Source organism: Kocuria sp. HMSC066H03 (genome assembly GCF_001812045.1).
Lineage (GTDB): Bacteria > Actinomycetota > Actinomycetes > Actinomycetales > Micrococcaceae > Kocuria > Kocuria rhizophila.
Map to the genome: position 1 here is coordinate 1,052,059 of NZ_KV807506.1, position 23,316 is coordinate 1,075,374.

The 23,316-nt window shown below is 71.1% G+C and carries 25 protein-coding genes; 11 read left to right on the forward strand and 14 right to left on the reverse strand.

The genetic code is table 11. From position 1 onward, the window contains the following. Window positions 1-23: 23 nt before the first annotated feature. Window positions 24-2,243: a catalase gene (locus HMPREF2833_RS08110; RefSeq protein WP_070637340.1), complete on the reverse strand. Its 2,220-nt coding sequence runs from the start codon at window positions 2,241-2,243 to the stop codon at window positions 24-26. Between the two features lie 164 nt (window positions 2,244-2,407). On the opposite strand from HMPREF2833_RS08110, the gene HMPREF2833_RS08115 reads away from it, so the two are divergent. Continuing rightward, window positions 2,408-2,995, forward strand: a complete 588-nt coding sequence (locus HMPREF2833_RS08115) for a GNAT family N-acetyltransferase (protein WP_070637342.1) — start codon at window positions 2,408-2,410, stop codon at window positions 2,993-2,995. Between the two features lie 36 nt (window positions 2,996-3,031). Here HMPREF2833_RS08115 and HMPREF2833_RS08120 read toward each other — a convergent pair whose 3' ends face one another. Continuing rightward, a complete protein-coding gene (locus HMPREF2833_RS08120; protein WP_070637344.1) occupies window positions 3,032-3,661 on the reverse strand; it encodes a hypothetical protein in 630 nt (209 codons plus the stop codon). A gap of 199 nt (window positions 3,662-3,860) precedes the next feature. On the opposite strand from HMPREF2833_RS08120, the gene HMPREF2833_RS08125 reads away from it, so the two are divergent. The 3 genes from HMPREF2833_RS08125 (at window position 3,861) to HMPREF2833_RS08135 (ending at window position 5,377) form a co-directional block, all read left to right on the forward strand. After that, a complete protein-coding gene (locus tag HMPREF2833_RS08125) occupies window positions 3,861-4,211 on the forward strand; it encodes a hypothetical protein (RefSeq protein ID WP_070637346.1) in 351 nt (116 codons plus the stop codon). 309 nt (window positions 4,212-4,520) lie between these two features. Beyond that, on the forward strand, window positions 4,521-4,943 hold the full coding sequence (locus tag HMPREF2833_RS08130) for an organic hydroperoxide resistance protein (RefSeq protein ID WP_070637348.1): 423 nt from the start codon (window positions 4,521-4,523) through the stop codon (window positions 4,941-4,943). Then, on the forward strand, window positions 4,943-5,377 hold the full coding sequence (locus tag HMPREF2833_RS08135; protein WP_371441074.1) for a DoxX family protein: 435 nt from the start codon (window positions 4,943-4,945) through the stop codon (window positions 5,375-5,377). Before HMPREF2833_RS08130 ends, HMPREF2833_RS08135 begins: the two co-directional genes overlap by 1 nt. Window positions 5,378-5,475: 98 nt before the next feature. Here the strand turns inward: HMPREF2833_RS08135 and HMPREF2833_RS12725 are convergent, their stop codons facing one another. From HMPREF2833_RS12725 to HMPREF2833_RS08170, 7 genes are all read right to left on the reverse strand, one after another. Next, window positions 5,476-6,231, reverse strand: a complete 756-nt coding sequence (locus HMPREF2833_RS12725) for a hypothetical protein (RefSeq protein ID WP_246829100.1) — start codon at window positions 6,229-6,231, stop codon at window positions 5,476-5,478. Continuing rightward, a complete protein-coding gene (locus HMPREF2833_RS08145) occupies window positions 6,228-7,010 on the reverse strand; it encodes a glycosyltransferase family 2 protein (RefSeq protein WP_223246137.1) in 783 nt (260 codons plus the stop codon). The genes HMPREF2833_RS12725 and HMPREF2833_RS08145 overlap by 4 nt, the downstream gene beginning before the upstream one ends. Before the next feature lie 171 nt (window positions 7,011-7,181). Then, complete coding sequence (locus HMPREF2833_RS08150) at window positions 7,182-7,685, reverse strand: methylated-DNA--[protein]-cysteine S-methyltransferase (protein WP_070637352.1); 504 nt, start codon at window positions 7,683-7,685, stop codon at window positions 7,182-7,184. Beyond that, a complete protein-coding gene (locus tag HMPREF2833_RS08155; RefSeq protein ID WP_223246136.1) occupies window positions 7,682-8,662 on the reverse strand; it encodes a DNA-3-methyladenine glycosylase family protein in 981 nt (326 codons plus the stop codon). The genes HMPREF2833_RS08150 and HMPREF2833_RS08155 overlap by 4 nt, the downstream gene beginning before the upstream one ends. Before the next feature lie 64 nt (window positions 8,663-8,726). After that, window positions 8,727-9,230, reverse strand: a complete 504-nt coding sequence (locus tag HMPREF2833_RS08160) for a TspO/MBR family protein (protein ID WP_083310967.1) — start codon at window positions 9,228-9,230, stop codon at window positions 8,727-8,729. 129 nt (window positions 9,231-9,359) lie between these two features. Then, window positions 9,360-10,142, reverse strand: a complete 783-nt coding sequence (locus tag HMPREF2833_RS08165; protein WP_246829101.1) for an alpha/beta hydrolase — start codon at window positions 10,140-10,142, stop codon at window positions 9,360-9,362. After that, window positions 10,139-10,588, reverse strand: coding sequence for a pyrimidine dimer DNA glycosylase/endonuclease V (locus tag HMPREF2833_RS08170; RefSeq protein ID WP_070637355.1), 450 nt, complete (start codon window positions 10,586-10,588; stop codon window positions 10,139-10,141). Before HMPREF2833_RS08170 ends, HMPREF2833_RS08165 begins: the two co-directional genes overlap by 4 nt. Window positions 10,589-10,692: 104 nt before the next feature. On the opposite strand from HMPREF2833_RS08170, the gene HMPREF2833_RS08175 reads away from it, so the two are divergent. The 3 genes from HMPREF2833_RS08175 to HMPREF2833_RS08185 all read left to right on the forward strand — a co-directional run bounded on the left by HMPREF2833_RS08175 (window position 10,693) and on the right by HMPREF2833_RS08185 (window position 13,855). Next, window positions 10,693-11,361: a DedA family protein gene (locus tag HMPREF2833_RS08175; RefSeq protein ID WP_070637357.1), complete on the forward strand. Its 669-nt coding sequence runs from the start codon at window positions 10,693-10,695 to the stop codon at window positions 11,359-11,361. Between the two features lie 113 nt (window positions 11,362-11,474). After that, the gene (locus HMPREF2833_RS12520; protein WP_070637359.1) at window positions 11,475-12,125 is read left to right on the forward strand and encodes a TetR/AcrR family transcriptional regulator; all 651 of its coding nucleotides are present in this window, start codon (window positions 11,475-11,477) and stop codon (window positions 12,123-12,125) included. Further along, window positions 12,122-13,855 (forward strand): choline/carnitine O-acyltransferase, encoded by a 1,734-nt coding sequence (locus tag HMPREF2833_RS08185; protein WP_070637361.1) that lies wholly within the window; start codon window positions 12,122-12,124, stop codon window positions 13,853-13,855. Before HMPREF2833_RS12520 ends, HMPREF2833_RS08185 begins: the two co-directional genes overlap by 4 nt. Here HMPREF2833_RS08185 and HMPREF2833_RS12525 read toward each other — a convergent pair. Together HMPREF2833_RS12525 and HMPREF2833_RS08190 are read right to left on the reverse strand one after the other, a co-directional pair. Then, window positions 13,852-14,028: a hypothetical protein gene (locus HMPREF2833_RS12525; protein ID WP_168165719.1), complete on the reverse strand. Its 177-nt coding sequence runs from the start codon at window positions 14,026-14,028 to the stop codon at window positions 13,852-13,854. The genes HMPREF2833_RS08185 and HMPREF2833_RS12525 overlap by 4 nt on opposite strands. Before the next feature lie 3 nt (window positions 14,029-14,031). Then, the gene (locus tag HMPREF2833_RS08190; RefSeq protein WP_019310283.1) at window positions 14,032-14,223 is read right to left on the reverse strand and encodes a hypothetical protein; all 192 of its coding nucleotides are present in this window, start codon (window positions 14,221-14,223) and stop codon (window positions 14,032-14,034) included. Between the two features lie 213 nt (window positions 14,224-14,436). On the opposite strand from HMPREF2833_RS08190, the gene HMPREF2833_RS08195 reads away from it, so the two are divergent. The 3 genes from HMPREF2833_RS08195 to HMPREF2833_RS08205 are packed head-to-tail and all read left to right on the forward strand — an operon-like array spanning window position 14,437 to window position 18,354. Continuing rightward, entirely contained in the window at window positions 14,437-15,819 is a 1,383-nt protein-coding gene (locus HMPREF2833_RS08195; RefSeq protein ID WP_083310968.1) for an MFS transporter, read from the forward strand. Between the two features lie 25 nt (window positions 15,820-15,844). Beyond that, a complete protein-coding gene (locus tag HMPREF2833_RS08200) occupies window positions 15,845-17,506 on the forward strand; it encodes an amidohydrolase (protein ID WP_070637362.1) in 1,662 nt (553 codons plus the stop codon). A 47-nt stretch (window positions 17,507-17,553) separates the two neighbouring features. Next, window positions 17,554-18,354 (forward strand): SDR family NAD(P)-dependent oxidoreductase, encoded by an 801-nt coding sequence (locus tag HMPREF2833_RS08205; RefSeq protein ID WP_082142042.1) that lies wholly within the window; start codon window positions 17,554-17,556, stop codon window positions 18,352-18,354. 72 nt (window positions 18,355-18,426) lie between these two features. Here HMPREF2833_RS08205 and HMPREF2833_RS08210 read toward each other — a convergent pair whose 3' ends face one another. Further along, window positions 18,427-18,867, reverse strand: coding sequence for a PaaI family thioesterase (locus HMPREF2833_RS08210; RefSeq protein ID WP_047978691.1), 441 nt, complete (start codon window positions 18,865-18,867; stop codon window positions 18,427-18,429). A 200-nt stretch (window positions 18,868-19,067) separates the two neighbouring features. On the opposite strand from HMPREF2833_RS08210, the gene HMPREF2833_RS08215 reads away from it, so the two are divergent. Further along, window positions 19,068-20,018 carry an AraC-like ligand-binding domain-containing protein gene (locus HMPREF2833_RS08215; protein ID WP_070637363.1) on the forward strand — a complete coding sequence of 317 codons (951 nt, stop codon included), beginning with the start codon at window positions 19,068-19,070 and terminating at the stop codon, window positions 20,016-20,018. Between the two features lie 231 nt (window positions 20,019-20,249). On the opposite strand, the gene HMPREF2833_RS08220 is transcribed toward HMPREF2833_RS08215, so the two are convergent. Together HMPREF2833_RS08220 and HMPREF2833_RS08225 are read right to left on the reverse strand one after the other, a co-directional pair. Then, on the reverse strand, window positions 20,250-21,581 hold the full coding sequence (locus HMPREF2833_RS08220; RefSeq protein ID WP_070637364.1) for an NAD(P)/FAD-dependent oxidoreductase: 1,332 nt from the start codon (window positions 21,579-21,581) through the stop codon (window positions 20,250-20,252). Between the two features lie 169 nt (window positions 21,582-21,750). Then, the gene (locus tag HMPREF2833_RS08225) at window positions 21,751-23,223 is read right to left on the reverse strand and encodes an APC family permease (RefSeq protein ID WP_070637366.1); all 1,473 of its coding nucleotides are present in this window, start codon (window positions 23,221-23,223) and stop codon (window positions 21,751-21,753) included. Between the last annotated feature and the right edge of the window lie 93 nt (window positions 23,224-23,316).

Sequence of the window (23,316 nt, forward strand, 5' to 3'; positions counted from 1 at the left end):
CCGTGAACTGCTGTGGTTGTTCCCTATGCCAACATACCGGTGGTCGGGAAGCGTTCCCAGACCCGGTGGCTGCCGAGCAGCTCGGTCACGGTGCTCAGGGCGTCCTCGGCGGAGTCCGCCGCGACCACCCCGGGCGTCTGCTCGATCTGCAGCGTCTCCAGGGCCGTGACGCCGGGCCCGAAGGCCGCGATCGCCTTGGCGTGGCGCCACATCTCGTTGAGCAGCAGGCTCACGCGGGGGTCCACGTCGCCCGGGCTGGGTGCACCGGCCTTCGCGTCCATTCCCGCGGCCACCTGGTGGGCGGGTGCCCCCGCGGTGGTGACCACCACGGCGTCGAACTCGATGGAGCGCGCCGTGAGCAGGGTGCGGTGGGCGACGACGCCCGGGGCCACCTCGCCACCCTGCGGTGCGATCACGAGCGGGACCATGTCCTCGGCGTCGATCCGGGAGATCAGCGTGGTCAGCTGATCCGCGTCCGTGTCCGGGCCCACCAGGATGCCCACCTGGCGTCCCTCCACGGGCCACGTGCCGCCCACCTGGGACAGCGCCGGCGAGGGCTGGACGTCCTGGGCCGGAGCCACCGTGGGCTCCTGGTCCGGCAGGCCCAGCCCCTGCGCCACGGTGTGCCCCAGGGAGGGGTCGATGGCGAAGAGGTGCCGCAGCTGGCGCACGCGGATGGTCTCGTCCCAGCACTTGCCGAGCTCGAACGCGTAGGCCTGCGCGGTGTGCTCCCGCTCCACCTCGCTCAGGCTGAGCCAGAACATCCGCGCCTGGGAGAAGTGATCCTCGAACGACTGCGGCCGCGCACGCTCCTTCACGGACGCCGGCACGGGTGCCGGGTAGTCGATGAAGGCGTGCTCGTTCTCGGGCGTCTCGAACGGGTTGCCGCCGTCCAGCGAGTTGGGCCGGTACGGCGCCACCCCCGAGTGCACGGCGCCCTGGTGGAAGCCGTCCCGCAGCATGTCGTTGACCGCGGCGTGCGGGCGGTTGATGGGCAGCTGGTTCCAGTTCGGACCGCCCAGGCGGGTGATCTGGGTGTCCAGGTAGGAGAAGAGCCGACCCTGCAGCAGGGGGTCGTTGGTCACGTCGATGCCCGGGACCAGGTTGTTCGGGTTGAACGCCACCTGCTCCGTCTCCGCGAAGTAGTTGGAGGGGTTCCTGTCCAGGGTCATGAGGCCCACGGGCTCCACGGGCACGAGCTCCTCCGGCACGATCTTCGTGGGATCGAGCAGGTCGATGCCCTGGAAGCTCTGCTCCTCGTTGTCCTCGAAGACCTGGACGCCCAGCTCCCACTGCGGATGCGCACCGGCCTCGATGGCGTCCGCGAGGTCCCGGCGGTGGAAGTCCGGATCCGCGCCGTTGATCAGCTGGGCCTCCTCCCACGCCACGGAGTGCACGCCCAGGCGCGGCTTCCAGTGGAACTTCACCAGCACGGTGGAGCCGTCCTGGGCCACCAGGCGGAAGGTGTGGATGCCGAAGCCCTCCATGGTGCGCAGTGAACGCGGGATCCCGCGGTCGGACATGTTCCAGATGGTGTGGTGCTGCGCCTCGGTGTGCAGGGACACGAAGTCCCAGAACGTGTCGTGCGCGGACTGCGCCTGGGGGATCTCACGGTCCGGGTGCGGCTTGCCGGCGTGGATGACGTCCGGGAACTTGATGGCGTCCTGGATGAAGAACACGGGGATGTTGTTGCCCACCAGGTCCCACGTGCCCTCGTCCGTGTAGAACTTCACGGCGAAGCCGCGGGTGTCACGGGCCAGGTCCCCGGAGCCACGGGAGCCCAGGACGGTGGAGAAGCGCACGAACACCGGCGTCTCCTTGCCCTCCGCGAAGACGCCCGCCCGGCTGATGCGGGACGCGGTGCCGTAGGAGCGGAACGTGCCGTGGGCGCCGGTGCCGCGGGCGTGGACCACGCGCTCGGGGATGCGCTCGTGGTCGAAGTGCGAGATCTTCTCGCGGAAGTGGTGGTCCTGCAGCAGCACGGGACCGCGCGGACCGGCCTTGAGGGACTGGTCCGAGTTGGTCAGCCGGGTACCGTGCGCCGTGGTCAGGTACTCGCCCTGCTGCGCCATGCTGGACATGGGCGCATCGGTCGGCGCACCGGTGGGGGACACCCGCTCGGGTGCGCCCTGGTCCGGCTTGGGAGGCAGGGGCTCACGCGGTGTGGTGGGTTCCTCGAGGGGCGTGTCCCCGGTGCCGGGAACTCCCGGGACCTGGGGTGTCTGGTTCTCGTGTGCGGACATGATGATCCTCCTGCGAAGAGACGGCACACACCCGCGGATGGAGCACCGGGTGTGTACCTCCACAATGTCAGCACCCTGATGGATTGGCTACACCTCTAGGTGTGCCCCGCCCTGGCGGCCGTGCGAGAGCCAGCCGGGCAGCGGCGTCGTGAGACAGTGGCCCCATGACGTGGACACCCGTGACCCTGCACGGCCGGCTCGTGCGACTGGAGCCCCTGACCCGCGAGCACCTGGACGGCCTGGTCGAGGCCACCGAGGACGGGAGCATGTGGGACCGCTGGTACACCTCCGTGCCGTCCCCGGACGGAATGGCAGAGGCGGTCGAGCAGCGGCTCGCGTGGCAGGAGGAAGGCTTCATGCTCCCGTTCACCACGGTGCGCCAGTCGGACGACGCCGTCCTGGGCATGACCACCTTCTACGACCCCCAGTGGGCGGTGCCGCGCGTGAGCATCGGGCACACCTGGAACCGGGCCTCCGCCCACGGCACGGGCACCAACGCGGAGTCCAAGCTGCTGCTCATGACCCACGCGTTCGAGGAGCTCGGCTGCCGGTGCGTGCGCTACGAGACCAGCTGGGCCAACCAGCAGTCCCGCGCCGCCATCGAACGCCTCGGCGCCCGCCTGGACGGCGTGCTGCGCGGGGACCGGCTGGAGCGCAACGGGGTGCTGCGGGACACCGTGGTCTACTCGGTGCTCGAGCACGAGTGGCCGTCCGTGCGGACCGGTCTGGAAGCGCGGGTGGCGCGGCGCTGAGGTGAGCGGGCGGCAGGTGCCGACCGTGCGGCGTCGTCAGCGCCCGGAGCTGGGAACCCGTACCGTGCTGGTCAGCGCGGTGAGGCTCGGGCGGCGGGGCGTGGAGCTGAACCCGAAGTCCGGGGGAGGGGTCATGTCCGTGAGCGTGCCCAGGTCGTGGCCGCCCCACGTGGCGCGGGAGAACGTGATGGTGTGCAGGTCGTAGGCGGAGTACCACTCGGTGCGGCCGTTGCCCGCGGTGCCCAGGGTCTGCACACCGGGCATCACGTGCGGCGCCACCAGGTTGGTGACCCGCGCGAAGGGCAGCGAGGTGCCCAGCGGCCGCGGGACCGATTGCAGCAGCAGACCGAGCGGCGCTCGCGGGCCCACACTGAACTGCCACGTGAGCGGCCCGGCGGTGACCGTCCAGCGGGAGGCGCGGGAGAACCCGGTGCGCTGCACGCTCACGGGAACGCGGGTGACGGTGTCGAAAGAGTAGGTGGCGGAGACGAAGTCGGCCACCCATTCGGTGGGCGCGAGCAGCTCACGACGGCCGTCCGGGTGGGCGACCATGACGTCCGCGAACGGACCCTGCGGGGTGCGGTCCCAGCAGCCGAGCACCAGGCGCGTGCCGCCCGAGGTGCCGACGCCGGCGATGTGGCCGGTGAAGCGGTGGGTGGTGGTCATGGGGTCAAGGGTATGGGGCGAGGCTGTACGCGAGCGAGTGTTCCCGCGGTGGACATGCCTCTTCGTCTGACAGGACCACAATTCGGATGTGGGCGGTCATGTGCGGAATCCCAAGGCTTCGGAGCCGATTTTCGGAACACGGTATAGTCCATTGTCCAGATTCTGTGACCTCCGCGTACGGGAAGGTGGCTACCGGCCGATGAGCGCAAAAATCATTTGTGGAGTTCTTGGTGCAGCGGCCGCACTCGGGGGAGCGGTCGTCTACCTCACGGGAGCGGCTGTCCCCGGGTTCATCCTCATTGCCGGTGGTGTGCTGGTCTCTCTCATTCCCTCCCTAGTGGAAACACGGGGCCAAGACGTCAAGCAATACAACGAAAAGCACAAGACTGCCTCCATGCTCTGCATGATTTTCATCGCCGCCCTCATGACAGTCATGTTCGCGATCACCAGAGACGCGTTTTTCTTGATTTCACTGGTTGTTGGATGCTCCTACTTCCTGGACGGGGGAACTCTGTTCGCAGGCAGCACCAAACGTAGGAATGACGTCTAGGAGTGAGCGCTCCCCCTGCCGTGGACCAGGATCACCACACTGGCCCGCCGGGACCATAAGAGCCAGGCCAGCACATCGGTTGTGGACAACTAAAACGCGCGCAACTATGCTCGGGTCTGGCCGCTCGGCACGGTCCCGGACCTCCCCCAAACACGGGGGCGTGCGCGAACAGCGGCCACGTGTCATGAGCGGGCACGCAGGAGCCGTTAGGTCCCTGCGGTGCCCACCCACACGCGGCATCTGAACGGCGGGTCTCGACACTTGGGGGGTCGAGACCTGCCAGCCCCGCCAGCGAAGGAGTACAAGATCATGAACGCTCTCTACACCGCAGAGGCACTCGCGCAGGGCGCGGGTCGCGACGGCAGCGTGGCCCTCAAGGACGGCACGCTGCAGTTCGACCTGGCCATCCCTAAGGAGATGGGCGGTTCCGGCAACGGCGCCAACCCTGAGCAGCTCTTCGCCGCCGGATACGCGGCGTGCTTCCACTCGGCCCTGCAGATGGTCGCCCGCCAGCAGAAGGTTGCCCTGGGTGAGTCTGCCGTCGGCGCACGGGTCCAGATCGGGGACAACAGCGAGGGAGGCTTCGGCCTGGCCGTGGAGCTGGAGGTGGTCATCCCCGAGCTGGAGCACGACCAGGCCCAGGAGCTCGCGGATGCGGCGCACCAGGTGTGCCCCTACTCCAACGCCACGCGCGGGAACATTCCCGTCTCCGTCACGGTGGTGGACGAGTGATGAACCTCCCCACCCCTTCTCGCCGCAAGGCCTCCAAGCCCTCCCCCGCCCGCCACATCGTCCGCACGGCCCTCGGCGGTTTCCTGGCCTTCGCCGGCGTCAGCCACCTGACATTCGCCCGTGACGAGTTCCAGGCCCAGGTTCCGAACTTCGTGCCCCTGGACACGGACGTCACCGTCCTCGCGTCCGGTGTGGTGGAGATTGCGCTGGGTGCCTCGCTGATCGCCGCCCGTTCACGACGCCGCACGGTCGGGCTGGTCGCCGCCGGCTTCTTCGCCGCGGTGTTCCCCGGCAACCTGGCCCAGTGGATCCACCACCGGGACGGCTTCGGGCTGGACACGGACACCAAGCGCTTCGTACGCCTGTTCTTCCAGCCCGTCCTCATCGCCGCGGCGCTGTGGTCCACCGGCGCTCTGCGAGGCCTTCGCAAGTAACCGCACGGGTCACCGGCCGTGGCGCGCCACGACCGGCGGGCCGGGCAGCTGACAGGCTCCCCTGAGGGTTCCTTCACGCTGCCCTGCCCCACCCGCGTTCACCGAGGCTCCCGGTGCCGCCCCACCATGGCGGCGCCCAGCACCCCCACGGTCACGTCGAGGAGGGTGTCCAGCGGCGGGATGTGGATCTCCGGGGTCACGAACAGGAACCCCAGCAGCTCCATGATCTCCCACACCGTGGCGAGCGACAGCCCTGCCAGCGCGCACAGCAGGTACGGTTCCCGGCGCGCGTCCCGCATCCGGTCCCGCAGCTGCACGCTGCCCCGAAGCACTCGGTTCCAGAGCATCCACACCAGTGCATAGACCGCGAGGAAGTGGATCAGGATGTCCCACCACCAGATCCGGTTGTAGAGCTGCTGCGCCGCGCTCACCGCCGCCGTGAGCAGGATCAGGGAGCACACCGCCCGCGGCCACGGCGCGCGGAACCACAGGAACGCGATCACCTGCCCCAGCCCGGCCAGCATGAGCACGGCGGTGTCCACCCAGCGGGCGTCCAGGGCGTAGACCAGGGCCACCACGATCGCCGTGAAGCACGTGGCCGACGCCGCCACCGCACCCGCTCGGCGCAGCCACCCCGTGTGCCAGACGAGGGAGCCCCCGGTCTCGGCCGACACGACTGCGTCCCCTCGCGCCGAGGACGACGACGCCGCTGTCGCCCCGTCCTGCTCGCAGCCCGAGTTCGAGCCCCGGTGGGCCGACACCTCCGAGGGACGGGCGCACCCGGGCGACCGTGCGGCGTCGTCGTCCCGGGGGCCCTCCGGGGAGGTGGTCCGTGCTGCGGAACGGTGCGTCACGGGCGGGCACCCCGGCGGGTCAGGCGAGTGCGGATCCGCACCCATGGTCGCTCGGTGCGCCAGTTGGCGCGCAGCGTGGCGGCGGCCATGCGCAGCTGCCGGCGGATCCGCGGCGGTGAGACCACCGCCCGCCACGAGACCACGGCGGCACTGCCCGGGTCCATGACCACCCGCTCGCGGGGCCGCACGCGGAAGCTGAGGTCGAAGTCGTCGTGCACATGCGCGTCGCGGTGCACCGCGGGGGACACCCGCCGCCACCAGGACCGCGTGAACGCCATGTTGGAACCCCACAGCGCCCAGTGCCCCAGGGCGGTCCCGGCCACCAGCCGGTAGGCCGTGATGTAGGCGGCGCCCGCGAGACGCCCGAGGCCCGGGCACCGCGGGCCGAAGCGCGCGATCCCGGAGACCGCCACGACGTCTTTGCCCTGCGGTCGGCCCAGTGCCCGCGTGAGGGTGTTCGCGTGCCGCTCGACCCACCCCGGGGCGGGCAGGCTGTCCGCGTCGCAGCGCAGGATCAGGTCGCCGCGCGCGGCGTCGTATCCCGCCGCGGCCGCATGGGCGACGCCGGGCTCCGGCTCACGCACGCACCGCACCTCGGGGTGCCGTGCGAGAACGTCCGCCAGGTGGTCGGAGGACGCGTTGTCCACCACCACGATCTCGTCCGGCACGCGGGTCTGCTCCCGCAGGGCCCGCAGACAGCGTTCGAGGTACGCGGCGTCGTTGCGCACGGGGATGACGACGCTGCACGTCATGCTCTGCGCCGCACTCACCCGTTCCACGGGGCCAGTCTGTCACGCCGTCCGTGAGGTCACCTGGGTGCCGCAGTGGGTGCGAGCGGTGCAACGAGGTCCCCCACTCCCGAGCGGATCCAGCACGGCTGCTCGCGTGATCGCGCCCTTACGGTGGTCCCGCACATCTCGGTACACCTGCCCGCGCTGGGATCGCGACGATCAGCGCGCCCGCCCCGCCGCCTCCCGTTCCAGCAGGCTCCGCTTCACGTCCTCACCCCACGCGAAGCCACCCAGCGAGCCGTCCGCGCGCAGCACCCGGTGGCACGGCACGAACAGCGCCACGGGATTGCGCGCACACACCGAGGCCGCCGCCCGCACCGCCCGCGGGGTGCCCAGGGCATCCGCGAACTCAGAGTACGTCAGCGGGTCACCGGGCCGGATGCGCCGCAGCTGCTCCCACCCGGCGAGCTGCCCGTCCGTGCCGTGCAGCTCCACGGGCACGGCCATGACCAGGCCGAGCTCTCCCGCGTAGTACGACCGCACCGCGTCCATCGCGGCCACAGTCCCGGCGTGCACGTCCTGCGGACGCCACTGCTCCCGCACCCGGGCCAGCGCCTCCTCGGGGGACGCCGTCCAGCCCGAGGCGATCACCGCTCCGTCCTGCCTGGTCACGGCCGTGAAGGGGCCGTCCGGGGTGTCGACGGTCTCCACGGTGTGGGTCATGGCTGCTCGCTCTCGTCGAAGGTGGCGGGTGGGGTCAGCGGACCCCACAGGTGGGTGGTGGCGTAGCTGCGCCACGGGGCGGCGTCCTGCGCCCACGCGGTCAGCGCCTTCTTGTCCCCGGGCAGGCCGATCCGCTGGGCACCGGCCCGCATGGCGCCGTCGTCCACCAGGAACACGTCCGGGTCCCCGGTGACCCGCATGCGCACGTGGTCCGCGGTCCACGGCCCCACCCCGGGAAGCGCGAGCAGGGCGGCACGCTGCTGGGCGGCGTCGTCACTGAAGGACAGACTGAGCTCCCCGGAGGCGACGGCGCGTGCGGCCCCGAGCACCGCGCGCACCCTGGCCGCGGGACCGCGCAGGAAGCGCTCGCCGTGCTCCGCGATTGCCGCCGCCGTGGGGAACATGCGGCTCAGCCCCGGGGCGAAGTCCGGGGCGGGCTCACCCATCTCCCGCGTGCGGGCGCCGAGCATCGTGCGCGCGGCGGCCAGGGAGATCTGCTGACCGATCAGGGTGCGGAACAGTGTCTCCTCCGGGTCCACGGAGCCGACGACGCGCACACCCGGCCGGGCCTCGACGAGTGGGTGCAGGGCGGGCACGCGGGAGAGCGCCTCGTCCACGGCCAGGGGGTCGGCATCCAGGTCCAGGAGTCTCCGGACCCGGGCGATCAGGTCGGGCAGGTCCGCGAGGTCCGTGAGCCGCGCCCGAAGCCGCAGCTCGTCCTCGCCCTGCTGGTACACCTGCAGCCAGGCGGGTCCGCCGGGCAGGCGCAGGGTCCGGGAGTACGAGGTGGCCGTGCCGACCTCCATGCCCTCGACGGCATGTACCGCGAACCAGACGAACAGCCCGTGCAGGTCCAGGGGCGCACGGTAGTGCAGGGCGAGGTCCACCTCGCCAAAGCCGGCCGCGGCGTCGGGGTACGCGTCCCGAGAAGGCGCGGCACGGTGCTGCTCGTCAGAGGCGGGGTTCTCGGTGGGCACGGGCACCAGACTCGCACTGTGCGGAGCCGGGCGCCAGTGGATCGCGGAGGCGTTGCCCGGGGCGTCAGTTCAGCAGTGCGATCCCCAGGTTCAGGGCCGCGGCGAACGTGACCCACCCGAGGTACGGGACCATGAGCCCCGCGGCCAGGCGGCTGACCTTCCAAAACACGGCCACGCACCACACCACGGCCACCCACAGGGCGGCGATGTCCACGAACGCGAGCCAGTACAGCTCGGCGCCGAAGAACAGCGGGGTCCACAGGGCGTTGAGCACCAGCTGGGCGGCCCACAGGTACAGGGGGAAGGAGAAGCCGCGGGCGCGGAACACGAGCCAGCCGGCGACTGCGATCAGCGTGTAGAACACGGCCCAGGCGGGTCCGAACAGCCACGCGGGCGGGGCGAAGAACGGCAGTTCCAGGCTCCCGTAGACCTCCTGCGCGTTGGAGGACGCCAGTCCGCCGAGCGCGGCGACCGCCGCGACGAGCAGGACGAACGGGATCAGACAGAGCCACGAGCGGCCTCCGCGGGTCGGGGTGCTGACGGTTCGGGCGGCGGCGGGCGTGCTCATGCGAGTGTCCTTGTCCATGTCGGTCGTGCGGCGATGGGCACGTCCAGTATCCCACAACCGGTAATGACGCATCAACAACTAGATAGGCGAGCAAAAAATCGCGCGGCCGCACGGCGGGTGCGCGGTGCCTCAGGCCCCGGCGCTCAGCAGCTCCTCGTGCACCAGACCGGTCACCCGTGCGGTCATCTCCTCGTCGGAGATGCTCGCCGTACCGTCCCCGGCCTGCGGGCCGTAGTCCCCGAAGCTCGCGTGGTTGGCACCCGGCACCTGCACCATGGAGGCGCTCCCCGGCAGCAGGTCCCGTGCTCCAGAGATCTTCTCCGGCGTGGACAGCCCGTCCCGTTCGCCGCCGATGCTCAGCACCGGCAGCTGGGTCCCCGAGAGGTCCGTGGCGCAGTAGGAGCCGAGCAGCAGCAGTCCCGCGGACTCCGGGGCCACCTGGCACGCCCGCACCCCGCCCATCGAGTGACCGCTCACGAACCACTCCTCCACCTCCGGCGCGTGGGTGGTGAACGTGCTGGGGTCACGGCGGTCGAACAGGGCCAGGTGCAGCCACGGGTCCGCGATCACCACGGTCATCCCGTCCTCGACCACCAGCCCGGACAGCCGCGCCGCGTAGGCCTCCGGCTCCACCTTGGCCCCGGGGTAGAACACCATCCCGCGCTCCGGGCCGGTGTGGTGGGCGGGGCGCAGCACCACGGCGTCGCGCTCCTGCGCCACGCTGACCGCGGGATCGTCCAGCACGCCCTGCCACGGTTCGGGCTCGGCCGCCATCACACCCGTTCCGCTCCAGATCAGCAGGCCCACCACGGCCAGCGCGAGCAGCCCGGCCAGGGCGCTCGCCGTGATCGCGAGCCACCGCGAGATCCGACACCGCCGCCGTGCGGCTCCCTGCCCCGACGCTCCGCTCACGGCTTGATCCGCTCCCACTCGGCCACGTCCCCGGGAACCACCGCGAACAGCGGGTGGGCGGGGGCGGCGTCGGGATCCGTGCCGTCCAGGGCGGTGCGGGCCCACTCCGGGTCCCGGGCGAGGACCTTCTGCAGCAGGAACTCGAACTCGTAGCGCAGCTGGCCCGTGGTGACCGTGATGGAGCGGGACTCGGTGTCCCGGGGGCGCGCCAGGCGGGAGCGGTCGAAGCTGTAGCCGCGCCGGTCCGCCTCGTCCGCGACGCCGTGCAGGTAGGCCGTCACGAAGCCCACCGGATCGCTCGTGGCGCGGAAGCGCTGCAGCTGCGGGTGGCGGGTGTAGCCCGTGGTCTGGCCCAGGAGCACCTTCTGGGCCAGCAGGCCCTCCCGCCAGTCCGCCACGAGGGCGCGTCGATCCAGCAGGGACGGGTGAAGTGACCACAGGCGCATGCGCCCATTCAACCGTGCAACGCCCCGGAACCTCCAAGCCGGCTCCGAGCCAGCGCCCGTAGGATGGGGCTCACCCCTGACGACCACGTGCGGAGAACACCTTCATGTCCTTGCCTGCCATCCTGGCCGCCACCGCCGAGAGCGGTTCCCCACTCACCGGCGTCGCGGCGTGGGTGGTGGACGTGATGAACGCGATCGGTGCCCCCGGTGCCGGTTTCCTGGTGGCGCTGGAGAACCTGTTCCCGCCGCTGCCGTCCGAGGTGATCCTCCCGCTGGCCGGATTCACCGCGAGCCAGGGGGGCTTCAGCCTGGCGAGTGCCATCTTCTGGACCACCCTGGGCTCGATCGTGGGCGCCATCGCGCTGTACTGGATCGGCATCGCCCTGGGGCGCCGCAGGCTGCGGATCGTCGTGGACAAGATGCCCCTGGTGGACCTGTACGACCTGGACCGCACCGAGGCGTGGTTCGACCGCCACGGCCGCAAGGCTGTGTTCTTCGGGCGGATGGTCCCCATCTTCCGCTCCCTGATCTCCATCCCGGCGGGCATCGAGCGCATGCCGTTCGGACTCTTTGTGCTGCTCAGCGGCCTGGGGTCCCTGATCTGGAACACCATCTTCGTGCTGGCCGGGTTCTACCTGGGCGAGAACTGGCACATCGCGGAGCAGTACGCGAGCGTGTTCTCGCGCATCGTGGTGGTCGTGGTCCTCGTGGCGGTGATCTGGTGGGTGCTCAAGCGCATCCGCCGCAACCGGCAGGCGCGCTCCGACACCTGAGCGGCGCGGTGGGGACCGCACGGGAGCCGTCCGTGCGGCGTCGTGGGCCGGAGGCGGTGTCCGCGTTCCGTCATCGAGCGCCCGACCCCGGCCTGACCAGTAGCATTGCGATCGTGGCGCGCCCCCGCAAATTCGATGAGACCACCCGCCGAGCCCTGATCCAGGACGCCGCCGAACAGATCCTGTCCGGTGGTGTGGACTCCGTGTCCCTCCGGCCGCTGGCCGCCAAGCACGGCTGCTCCACCACCGCCATCTACACCATGTTCGGCAGCCGGGACGCGCTGATCGCCGAGGTGCGCCGTGAAGCCCTCGCCGACTACCTCCGGGCTCAGAGAGGGGCGCTCACCACGGGACAGCCGCTCGAGGACCTGTGCGCGCTCGCGAGGGAGAGCCGCCGCTGGGTGCTCGCGAACCCCGAGCTGTACAAGGTGATCCTGGGGCGCGGCCGGCCATGGCTGGGCACACCCATGGTCGGGGACGCGGAGCGCGTGGAGTTCGCGGAGGCCTCCACGCGCCTGATGTACCGGCTGATCCGCGCCGGGATCGACGAGGGTGCCCTCCACCCCGTCCCCGTCACGGACATCGGGGCGTCCGTGCGGGCGGGGATCCACGGCTGGATCGCCATCGAGATGCACCACCCCGGCGCAACGGACGGGGAGGACGCCGACGCCGCCTACGACCGCCACATCCACGCCCTGCTGCGCGCGTGGCAGGTGAGCACACCCCTGACCCTTTCCTGCCGCACCACCGAGAGGACCCCATGAGCGCGAAGACCCTGCCCGTGCCCCCGCTGGGCGGGACGCTGTCCCGTTTCCTCACGGCCGCGGAGCCGCTGGTGGACCGGGAGACCCTGGAGGACACCCGCCGGGAGGTCGAGCGCTTCGCATCCCAGGAGGGCCCGCGGCTGCAGACCGCCCTGGAGGAGTTCGCCAGCGCGGAGGACGCCGCGGGACGCAGCTGGCTCTCGCGGGAGTGGTTGGACGGCTACCTCACGGTGCGCACCCCGTTGCCGCTGACCACCAGCGTGGGCTTCCAGATCGCGGGGGACTACGGTGCACCCGGCGTGGGCCGGGCCGCGGAGCTCGTGCACCGGGCGGCATCGGTGCACCTGCGGCAGGTGCGCGGGGAGACTCCCCAGCAGGTGGACCCCCGGGGCAACCCCCTGAGCATGGAGCAGTGGGAGTGCCTGGCCGGGGGAGTCCGCCATCCCCTCTCGGAACGGGACGAGATCCGCAGACCGGGCCCGGCGGCGTCGTCGTCCGGCGGCGTGGTGGACGTCCCGGAGATCGGTGTGATCCACCGCGGGCGGCTGTACGCGCTGCCGATCGCCACCGGGCAGCTGCGGCCGGTGCCGCTGCGGACCGTGGCGCAGGGGTTGCGGGAGGTGCTCGAACGGGACGAGCCGCGCGAGACCGAGCTGCCGTTCGGGGCGCTGTCCTACCTGGGCAGCGAAGTGGCGGCGCCGCTGCTGGAGCGACTGACCGCGGACGCGCACAACGCGGCGGTCTACGAGCGCATCACGCGCATGCTGTTCGTGGTCAACCTGGTGGAGGCGCGCGCGGAGGTCGTGGAGCACCTGGAGCGCTCGGCGTTCGAGGTGGGGCACGCGTGGGCGTACAAGCCCATCACCTACGAGGTGTGCCTGGAGGACGAGTGGCTCGCGATGCTCGTGGAGCACAGCACCGTGGACGGCGCCACGATCCTGGCGGTCGCCAGAGAGCTGCAGGACGTCACGGTCCCGGACGAGGCGCCCCTGTCGGACGCACCGTCACCGGAGGCCCTCACGTGGGACATCGACCCGCAGCTGCGGGAGGAGCTCGTGGCGGCGGTCGCCGGCTACCGCAGCGAGGCCGCGCTGGTGGGCGTGCACCGCGTGGTGGTGCCGCGCCCGCACCGCGCGGAGCTGCCCTTCCGGATCAGCGACGACGCCGCCCAGCAGCTCATCCTGCTGCTCGCCCAGCACGCCACGTACGGGCGCGTGCGCGGGGTCTACGAAGCGGTGGATATGCGCGAGTACCAGGCCGGGCGCACCGAGTGCCTGCGGCCCGTCACCCCGGAGGCCGTCGCGTTCGTGCGCGCCCTCCACGAGGGTCACGCCACCGAGGAGCTCTTCCGCGCCGCCCTGGACGCCCACCGCGGCTGGGTCAAGGCGTGCAAGAGCGCCCACGGGGTGGACCGGCACCTGCTGGGGCTCGCCATGATGGCCGAGCGCACCGGTGAGACCTCCGCGTTCTTCGGGTCCCCGGCGCTCGCGGCGGTGCGTCACGACTTCCTCTCGACCACCTCGATCGGCGGGCCGGAACGGATCGTGCGCTACGCCTTTGCCCCCACCACACCCGAGGGCTTCGGTGTCACCTACACCACGTGCGCGGACAGCTACGAGTTCTGCGTGAACTACCGCCGGGACACCAGCGAGGACCTGGAGGGCTTCGCGCACCACCTCACCACGGCCGCGCAGACGCTGTGGGAGTTCGTGGGGTCGCTGCGGGGCTAGTTGCCGGTGTCCGGCTCCCGGCCCTGCATGTCCGTCATGGCGCCGATCCCGCCGTCTGCGGGCTGCGGCTGGGTGCGGTCGTCCGTGAGGTACTCCTGCTCCTGCTCGGGAGTCATCCCCACGGTCTGCTCCTTGGCGGTCTGGCCGTTATCCGCGGTGTGTCTGCCCGCCACGGCTCAACCCTCCCGCTCGGCGAGGATGTCGTCCAGGGTCTCGCGGACGGCCTGACGTGCGGCCACGCGTGAACTCGCCGCGCGCTGCTGCTCGTGGTTGTCCGCGTCCTCGACGCGCTGCTTCTCCTCGTCCTCACGCTCCTTGGCCTTGTCGCGGGCGGTCTGCAGGGCTTCCCAGATGCTGTTTTCACTCATGGAGCCAGTCGACCACTCAGCGCGCGGCACCACAACCGTCTCGGGGCCACCACATGAAGTGACACAGTCGGCACTTTTCTGCCGAACGGGGTTCCCGAGGTATTTGACGCTCTGCGACCTGGGTCACATAGTGGCAGGGCAGGGGTCACAGCGTGGTGGTCCCGCCGGCCACCGCGTGGACCGGTTCTCCTCCCTCCTGATCCAGAGGTGCCCATGTCCCACACCGTCAGTGGTCCCGCAGACCACGCGCAGGGCGGCCAGACCGTCCGGCAGCACGACCCCCGCAAGGCCCGCCGCGCGCTGATCGGCGCCTACGTGGGCACGTCCCTCGAGTGGTACGACTTCTTCCTGTTCGGCACCACCTCCTCCATCGTCTTTGCGCCGCTGTTCTTCGGCGGGGACGATCCTGCCCTCGCGGTGATCAGCTCGTTCCTGCTGTTCGGGGTGGGCTTCATCGCACGCCCCATCGGGGCGCTGCTCGCGGGGCACTTCGGGGACCGGCTGGGCCGGCGCACCATCCTCATGATCACGATCGTGGCCATGGGTGTGTCCTCCACGCTGATCGGGGTGCTGCCCACGTTCGAGACCGCGGGCATCATAGCGCCGATCCTGCTGGCGGTCCTGCGGTGCGTGCAGGGCATGGCCGCGGGCGGCGAGTGGGGTGGTGCCACGCTGATGGCCGTGGAGAACGCACCCGAGGGCAAGCGCGGGTTCTACGGATCGGTGGTGCAGCTGGGCTCTCCCACCGGCACCATCCTGTCCTCGATGATCGTGGCCGCCGTGGTGGCGCTGTCCGGCGAGAAGTTCCTGGAGGGTGCCTGGCGCATCCCGTACCTGATCTCCATCCTGCTGGTGGTCGTGGGCGTGTGGATCCGGCTGCGCGTGGACGAGACCGACGACTACAAGGACGCCCAGGCCGCCCGCGCGGCGGCTCCCCAGGAGAAGGAGGGGCTGCCCGCCGTCGAGATCCTGCGGACCGTGCCCGGGCGCCTGATCCTGGGCGTGGGGACGTACCTCTTCGGCAACGCCGGGTTCTTCGTGCTCACCACGTTCATGATCAGCTACGTCACCGGGGAGCTCGGCCTGCCCTCCACCGTGATCCTGACGGCCATCACGTGGGGTGCGGTCGCGCAGCTGGTCACCATGTCCGTGGCGGGCAAGGTGGCGGACCGGACCTCCCCGTCCATCGTGGTGGTTCTGGGCTACGCGCTGGCCACCGTGCTCGCGTTCCCCATCTTCTGGCTCGTGGACACGCGCGACGTCGCGTGGATCACGGCCGCGATGATCCTGGGCATCGGGTTCGCCTCCATCCCGTACGCCCCGGTGGGCACCATGCTCACCCAGCTGTTCCCGGTGAAGGTCCGCTACTCCGCGATCGCCATGTGCGCCAACTTCGCGGGCGTGATCGCCGGGTTCATGCCCGCACTGGCCGCGTGGATCCTCGGTGTCACGGGCGGTGGTTCCACGGGCCCGGCCCTGCTGCTGATGGTGCTGGGGGCCATCTCCCTGGTGTCCTCGATCGCCGCCCGCCGGCTCATCCGCCGCGACGAGGAGCAGAACGTGGACCAGATCTCCGGAGACCTGCTGAACCGGTGACCCCGGTGGAAACGAGGAACCAGACATGACAGGGCAGAACACCCGCAGCATCACCGTGGTCAATGCCGTGGTGCACCGACCCGCCGGGCAGTACCGCCCCGAGCCGCAGGCCGTGGTGGTCCAGGACGGCGTCATCACCTTCGTGGGGGACACCGGCGAGGCACGACGCCGCACGGCACCGGATGCGCCGGTGGTGGACGCGGGCGGGCGGTACCTCATGCCGGGGCTCATCGAGACGCACGGGCACCCGGGGCTGTACGCGCGGCTGGCGCTGAACGCGGACTGCCGGCCGTCCGTCACTCCGCGAGCGGGCGACGTCGTCACGGCGATCCGTGAGGCGGCCCAGGGCACCGAGGCGGGGGAGTGGGTGATCGGCTGGGGCTACGACGAGCACCGGATGGACGGCGGTGGGCCCACCCGCGCGGACCTGGACAAGGCCGCCCCGGAGCACCCGGTGTACCTCAAACGCACGTGCGCGCACATGGCGCTCGTGAACACCGCTGCGCTGGAGCGCATGGGCATCACCCGGGACACCCCGGACCCCTCCGGCGGGTGCATCGTGCGGGATGAAAGTGGTGAGCCCACCGGGCTGCTCCAGGAGACCGCCATGTCGCTCGCGGACCTTCCCGTGAGCGGGGCGGACGAGCTGCTGGACGGCATGCGCGTGGCCCAGCAGGACTTCGCGGCGTGGGGGCTCACCACGGTGCACGACATGAGCACCGGGCCCCTGGAGATGGGCACCTACCTGCGTCTGAAGGACGAGGGGGAGCTCACCACGCGGTTCCGCCCGTGGTACTTCGCGCTGAAGCTCGGTGACTTCCACGGCAGCTACGACGAGGTGATCGGCACCGGGATCCGCAGCGGCCTGGGGGACGACATGGTGCGGATCCAGGGCATGAAGTTCATCCTGGACGGCTCCGTGGGTGGCCGGACCGCGGCGGTGGCGGAGCCCTTCGAGGGCACCGACTCCCGCGGCATCCTGTACTACGACACCCCGGACATCGCCCCGATGGCCGCCCAGGCGCTGCGCAACGGGCTGCGGCTGGCCATCCACGGGATCGGGGAGCGCGCCGTGGAGCAGGCCCTGGATCTCATCGAGGGGGCGGGCCGCGAGGTCGCCACCGAGGCCGAGAACCCTGAGGCGGCGTACGAGAAGGCGGTCACGCGGCGTCGTCACCGGGTGGAGCACTGCGCGCTGCCCACCGAGGAGGATCTGCAGCGGCTGGTGGAGGGCCGGATCGTGGCGGCATCCTCCACGGCGTTCCTCCACGAGCTCGGGGACTCCTATCTCACGAACCTGGGCCCGGAGCGGATGCGGCGGACCTACCCCATGCGGACGTTCCTGGATCGGGGAATCACGGCGCCGAGCAACTCGGACTTCCCGGTGACCACGGCCAACCCCTGGCTGGGAATCTCCGCGTGCGTGACCCGCACGTCCGTGTCCGGCCAGGTCACGGACACCGCCCAGAACATCACGGTGGCCGAGGCCCTGGACGCCTACACCGTGGAGGCCGCGAAGGCATCCTTCGACGACGAGCGGACGGGGCGCATCGCGGAGGGTTTCCTGGGAGACCTGGTGCTGCTGGACCGCCACCCGTTCGAGGTGGACGTCCAAGAGCTCAAGGACGTCACCGCGGATCTGACCGTGTGCGACGGGCGGATCGTGCACCGCGCGGACACCGTCTGAACCACGCCACCCACTGTTCGTCGATGTGCTGATCGAAGGAGATCGTGATGTCCGAGAATCCCGCCATGCCCCAGATGCTCAACGCCGAGTGGGTGGAGAAGGCCACCCCGGAGAGATTCGCCGGCCAGACCGTGGTGGTGACCGGAGCGGCGTCGGGCATCGGCCGTGCCGTGGCCATGCGCGTGGTCCAGGAGGGCGGCCGCGTGGTCGCCGTGGACCTCGCGGAGGACGGCCTGAGGAGCCTCGCTGAGGAGCTCGGGGAGAACCTCATGCCCGTGACCGCGAACCTCACGGAGGAGGACGCCGCCCAGCGGGTTGTGGCCGCCTGTGACGGCCGCGTCGACGCCCTGGTGAACAACGCCGGGATCATGGACAACTTCGCCCCGGTGCACGAGGTCACAGACGCCACGTGGCAGCGCGTGTTCGCGGTGAACGTGGAGGCCATGATGCGTCTGACCCGCGCGGTGGTCCCGCTCATGCTCGAGGCCGGCCGCGGCAGCGTGGTGAACCTGGCCTCGGAGGCCGCTCTGCGCGGCTCCGCGGCGGGCATCGCCTACACGGCGTCCAAGCACGCGGTGATCGGCATGACCCGCAACTCCGCGTTCATGTACGCCACCTCCGGGCTGCGCTTCAACGTGGTGGCCCCGGGCGGCGTGGCCACGGGCATCCAGATCCCGAAGGACGCCTCGCAGTTCGGCGGCGCCCGCCTGGCCACCGTGCAGGCGAACATGCCCGGCGTGGCCAGCGCGGCCCACCTGGCGTCCTCCATCTGCTTCTTGGCCAGCGACGACGGCGTCAACGTCAACGGGGCCGTCCTGCCCTCGGACGGCGGCTGGTCCGCGGTCTAATCCCCGCGGACGACGATCCCCGCGGCACCTTTTCCGGGCGCCGCGGGGATCGTGCTGTTCAGGGTCCTGGGATCAGGCCTGCACCTGCGTCTTCGGGGCCGGGGGCGTGGTGCCCTGGCCGGTGAAGTAGGCGACCACGCGGCCGTCGGCCTCCAGCACGACGTCGCAGATCTGGTTCCTGCCGAAGCTCACCCGGCGCGTGGCCGTGGCGGTCACGGTCTGGCCCGTGTGCGCGGGGGCCGTGAACGTGATCTCGGCGTTGCGCGTGACGATCGGGGCACCCGCGGTGGCGCAGCAGTACGCCAGCGTGGTGTCCGCGAGGGTGAACAGGTACCCGCCGTGGCAGATGCCGTGGCCGTTGGCCATGAAGTCCGAGACGGTCATGGACATGCTCACACGCCCCTGCTCGATCTCGCCCAGGTCGATCCCCAGGTGCAGTGGGGCGGGGTCGTTGCGCAGGATCTCGTGGAGCAGCTCGCGGATGGCGTTCATGTCGGTGGGATCGGCGTACATAGTGGTCCTCCGGACGTCGGGGCCGCAGCGGTGCAGGCCCGGGGAGCCGCACCCGAGAGCGGGCGGCGGCGCGGTCTGAGAACACTCTAGGGGCAGGGGGTGCGGGTGTTTCCCCGGTGACGCCCGGAGCCGCGGCCGCGGCGGCGTAGCATGCGGACACGGGCCCGCAGTGCCGCGGGCGGATCGGAGAGGGGGCGCGCATGACGGGTCAGGAAGCCGCCGGGCGCCGCACGGACCTCACCCTCGCGCAGTGGCGTGAGACCATCAACGCCTCTTTCGCGGCCCTGGAGATCACCGCCCCCGTGGACAGCGAGTTCCGGGCGGATCTCACCACGGTGGAACTGGACGACGTCCACCTCTTCGACATGACCACGAGCGCCCACCGGGTGGTGCGCACCGCCGAGATGGTGGCCCGGGACGCGGGGGAGTACCTCAAGCTGAGCCTGCAGCTGCAGGGTCGGGCGCGGCTGCGCCAGGACGGGCGGGAGTGCGTGCTGGGCCCCGGCGGACTGGGCCTGTACGCGGCCTACCGCCCGTACGAGCTGGTCTACGACGGCCCCCAGCACAGCCTGGTGATGACCTTCCCGCGCTCGGTGGTGCAGCTGATCCCCGCCCAGCTGGACCTGGTGACCGCCCAGCGCATCGGCCAGGAGGACGGTCTGGGGCGGGTGGCCGTTCCCATGTTCCGCAACCTGGCCGAGAACATGGACCTGCTGCGCGGCCCCCACGCGAGCAAGCTGGTGCGCTCCGCGCTGGACATGCTGGTCAGTGTGCTCTCCGCGGAGGTCGTGGAGCCGGCCGGGGAGCACGCGGGGGACCTCCTGGTGCAGCAGGCCACCGCGTACATCGCCGACCACCTCGCGGATCCGGAGCTCTCCCCGGGCTCCATCGCCCGCGCCCTGTACGTGTCGGTGCGTCAGCTGCACAGCCGGTTCGCGGCGCAGCACCTCACGGTGGCCGCCCACATCCGCGCGGTGCGCCTGGCCGCCATCCGCGCGGAGCTCGCGGATCCTGCCCACCGGGACGACACCGTCCACACCATCAGCGCCCGGCACGGCCTCACGGATCCCGCCCACGTGAGCAAGGCCTTCAAGGCCGAGTACGGGGAGTCCCCCACCGCCTACCGACGCCGCGTGCTCAGCTCCTCCTGAGAGTGCCGCCGCACGACGCCGCCCGGCGGCCTCCGTGCCGCACCGCGCCGGGCATCCCGCGCGCCGCAGGCACACCGGCGCCGTGCACCGCAGGCACACCGGGGCTGCGCACCGCATGTGCCCCGGCACTGAGGGCCGCGTGGCCAGGGACCGGGTGGCCCGGCACGGTTCGCACGCGCGGACGCCGCCCGCCCCTGGAAGGACGCGAGCGGCGTCGTCCTGCGGTGCGGCTCAGGCGCGGATGTCCCGGAGGACGTCCCGGGCGGTGGACAGGCCCGTCTCGATGGCGCCGTCCACCACCACGCCGCGCCAGCCGCGCGCCCAGTCCGCCCCGGCGAAGCGCAGCCGCGAGTCGGTGGAGCGGAAGTGGTGCCAGCCGTTGGTGAACTGCCCCGAGCGCAGCGTGGCCCACGCCTGACCGCTCCACCTGTCCGCCACCCAGTCGTGGCCCGTGCAGTCCACGACCTCCAGGTCCGGGCGCCACTGGTCCACGATCGCCTGGGCGTCCCGCGGGTCGGTGAGGTCCACGGCGTCGTGGTGGGAGCCGAAGCCCACGCAGATGGTGGTGTCGTCGTCCATGAAGAACTCGCTGCGGAACACGGCGGCCTTGTGAGGGGTGGGGGCGTAGCCCAGGATGCTGTGGTGGCCCTTGACCTTGACCCAGATCTTGCAGCCCGTGGAGTTCCAGCGCTGGTCGATCACGGTGCGCATCCCCGAGGGCAGGCCCGGGGTGAACTCGATGGTGGGCAGCGCCCCCACCGGCACCGTGACGATCACGCTGTCGCACGAGATCTTCTCGCCGGTGCCCAGGGTGACCGTGGCGCCGTCGGAGCGGTGGTCGACCGCCGTGACCGGGGTGTTCAGGCGGATGGGGCAGCGCAGGTCCGCGGCGATGTTCTCGTAGAGGCCCCGCATGCCGTGGGTGAGCTTGAAGCGCAGGGTCTGCTCGTCCACCAGGCTCAACCGGTGGTCGGACAGTGCCGCCCACTGCTTGGCCATCAGCGGTGAGCCCTGGTGCGGGTCCCCGATGTACGCGGCGGACCAGTACGCGTCGCACAGGTCCCGCTCCTCCTGGGTGAAGTCACCGCCCTCGAGGCAGTCCAGGACGCTGCCCTGGTCCGCCGCGCGGAAGCGCTCCCGCAGCTCGGGGGTGCTGCCGCTGCTCTCGTCCAGCACGTGCAGGGGCTCGTACGGGTACGGGAAGAACTCCCGCGAGTCCTCGAAGATCTTGGCCATGGGGCGGGCCAGAGCGGCATCCAGGTCCGCCTCGGTGCCGTGCTCCACCCGGCCCCCGGTGATCCAGTAGGCGTCGTCGCAGAACGGGCTGGGGTAGATGCTCTGGTCGTAGCGGGTGATCTCGCTCCACACGTGCGGCTGCATCCAGTGCACCCACGTGGCGCCCAGTTCCAGGGGGCGGCCCATGCGCTCCTCGGTCCAGGCGCGGCCGCCCACGCGGTCGCGGGCCTCCACGATCTCCACGTCCACGCCTGCCATCTGCAGTTCACGGGCGGCCACCAGGCCGGCGAAACCGGCTCCGACGATCACGACATGCGGGTTGCTCACGGGTACCTCCAGGGGTTGCGGGTTGTCGGGACGAACAGGGTGCGGACGACGCCGCCCGGTCACCCGGGTGCCGAGCGCGCCCCGGGCGCCCGGTGTCGGCGGGTGATGCGCGGTGGTGCCGGGCGTCCGTGGGGCGGGCGCGGCGTCGTCGTCCGGGAACGGGGTGGGCTCAGTGGCGCCCGGGGACCACGGGGATCTCCTGGGACTCGGGGATCTGGTCCACGTGGTCCATCCCGGCGTAGATCTCCGGGCGGGTGCGGCGCAGCACCTCGCCCCACATCAGGCCCACCACGCCGGAGCCGATGATGATCCCGGGCATCACGACCACCAGCGGGGAGAAGCCCTCGGCGCCGATCATGAGGTCGAAGTTGGAGAGGATCAGCGCGGCCACGGCGATCAGGGCCACGGCCGAGATCACCGGGGCCACCAGCCGGGTCCAGGGCCCGTGGCCGTGGTGGTCCCGTGCGAACCAGGCCACCACGGCCACGGACGTCACGGCCAGCAGGAACACCAGGCCGAAGGCGGCGGCGTTGGTCAGCCACGTGAACAGGGTGAGCACGGGGAACATCTCCCCGAGCTCTGACCCCGCTCCGGCCACCGCGAAGACCACGATGACCACCAGGCCCACCACCGACTGCGCGAGGGACCCCGCGAAGGGGGCGCCGGAGCGGGCGGACACCCGGCCCAGCACGCCGGTGCGGCCCAGGGCGAAGAAGTAGCGGGCCGCGCCGTTGTGGAACGCCACGAGGGCCGCGAGCAGCGAGGTGATGAACAGGACGTTGGCCACCGTGGCCAGGGCGGGGCTGCGCTCGCCGAGCCACGCGAACACCAGGTCCGGCCCGAGCTCCTGGGAGGCCCCCACGATCGCGGACGGGCCCACCCCCACGGAGAGCGCCCACGCGGAGAGTGCGTAGAACACGGCGATCACACCCACCGCGATGTACGTGGCACGGGCCACGGTGCGGCGCGGGTTCCTGGTCTCCTCCGAGTAGATGGCGCCAGACTCGAAGCCCATGAACGCGGCGATGCCGAAGGCGAGCAGCACGCCCACACCCCCGGTGAGGAAGTGTGAGGGGTTCACGGTCTCCAGGGACAGGCCCTCCGGGGCCCTGACCAGGGCCATCACGGAGACCACGGTGACCACCAGGAACTCCAGGGCCACCAGGAAGCCCAGCACCTTGGCGGAGAGATCCACGCTGTTGACGCCCAGCGCCGCGACCACCAGCCACCCGATCCCCCCGGCCACCCACCACGGGACGGCCACGCCCAGGGTCGAGGACAGCAGGGTGGCCAGGGAGAAGCCGAACAGGCCGTAGAGGCCCACCTGCATCATGTTGTAGGACACCAAGGCCAGGATGGCCGCGGCAATGCCCTGTCGGTTGCCCAGGCCCTCGGTCACGTAGGCGTAGAACGCTCCGGCGTTCTGCACGTGCCCGCTCATGGCGCCGTAGCCCACGGCGAAGACCATGATCACGATTCCCAGCGCCAGGTAGCCCAGGGGCACGCCCAGCAGACCGGACACCGCGAAACTGGTGGGGACGCCGCCCGCCAGCACGGTCAGCGGGGCGGATGCCGCAATGATCATGCACACCACGGACGTGGTGGACAGGTGACGTCTCGCAAGGGTGGTGGTCTCTGCCACGGGGGCCTCCTGTGGTCCGGGGATCGTTGTCCCCAGTGTGTCCTGGACCACATCGGAGCCCCTTGTCCCACAGTGCGCGCCACTTGTCTCTGC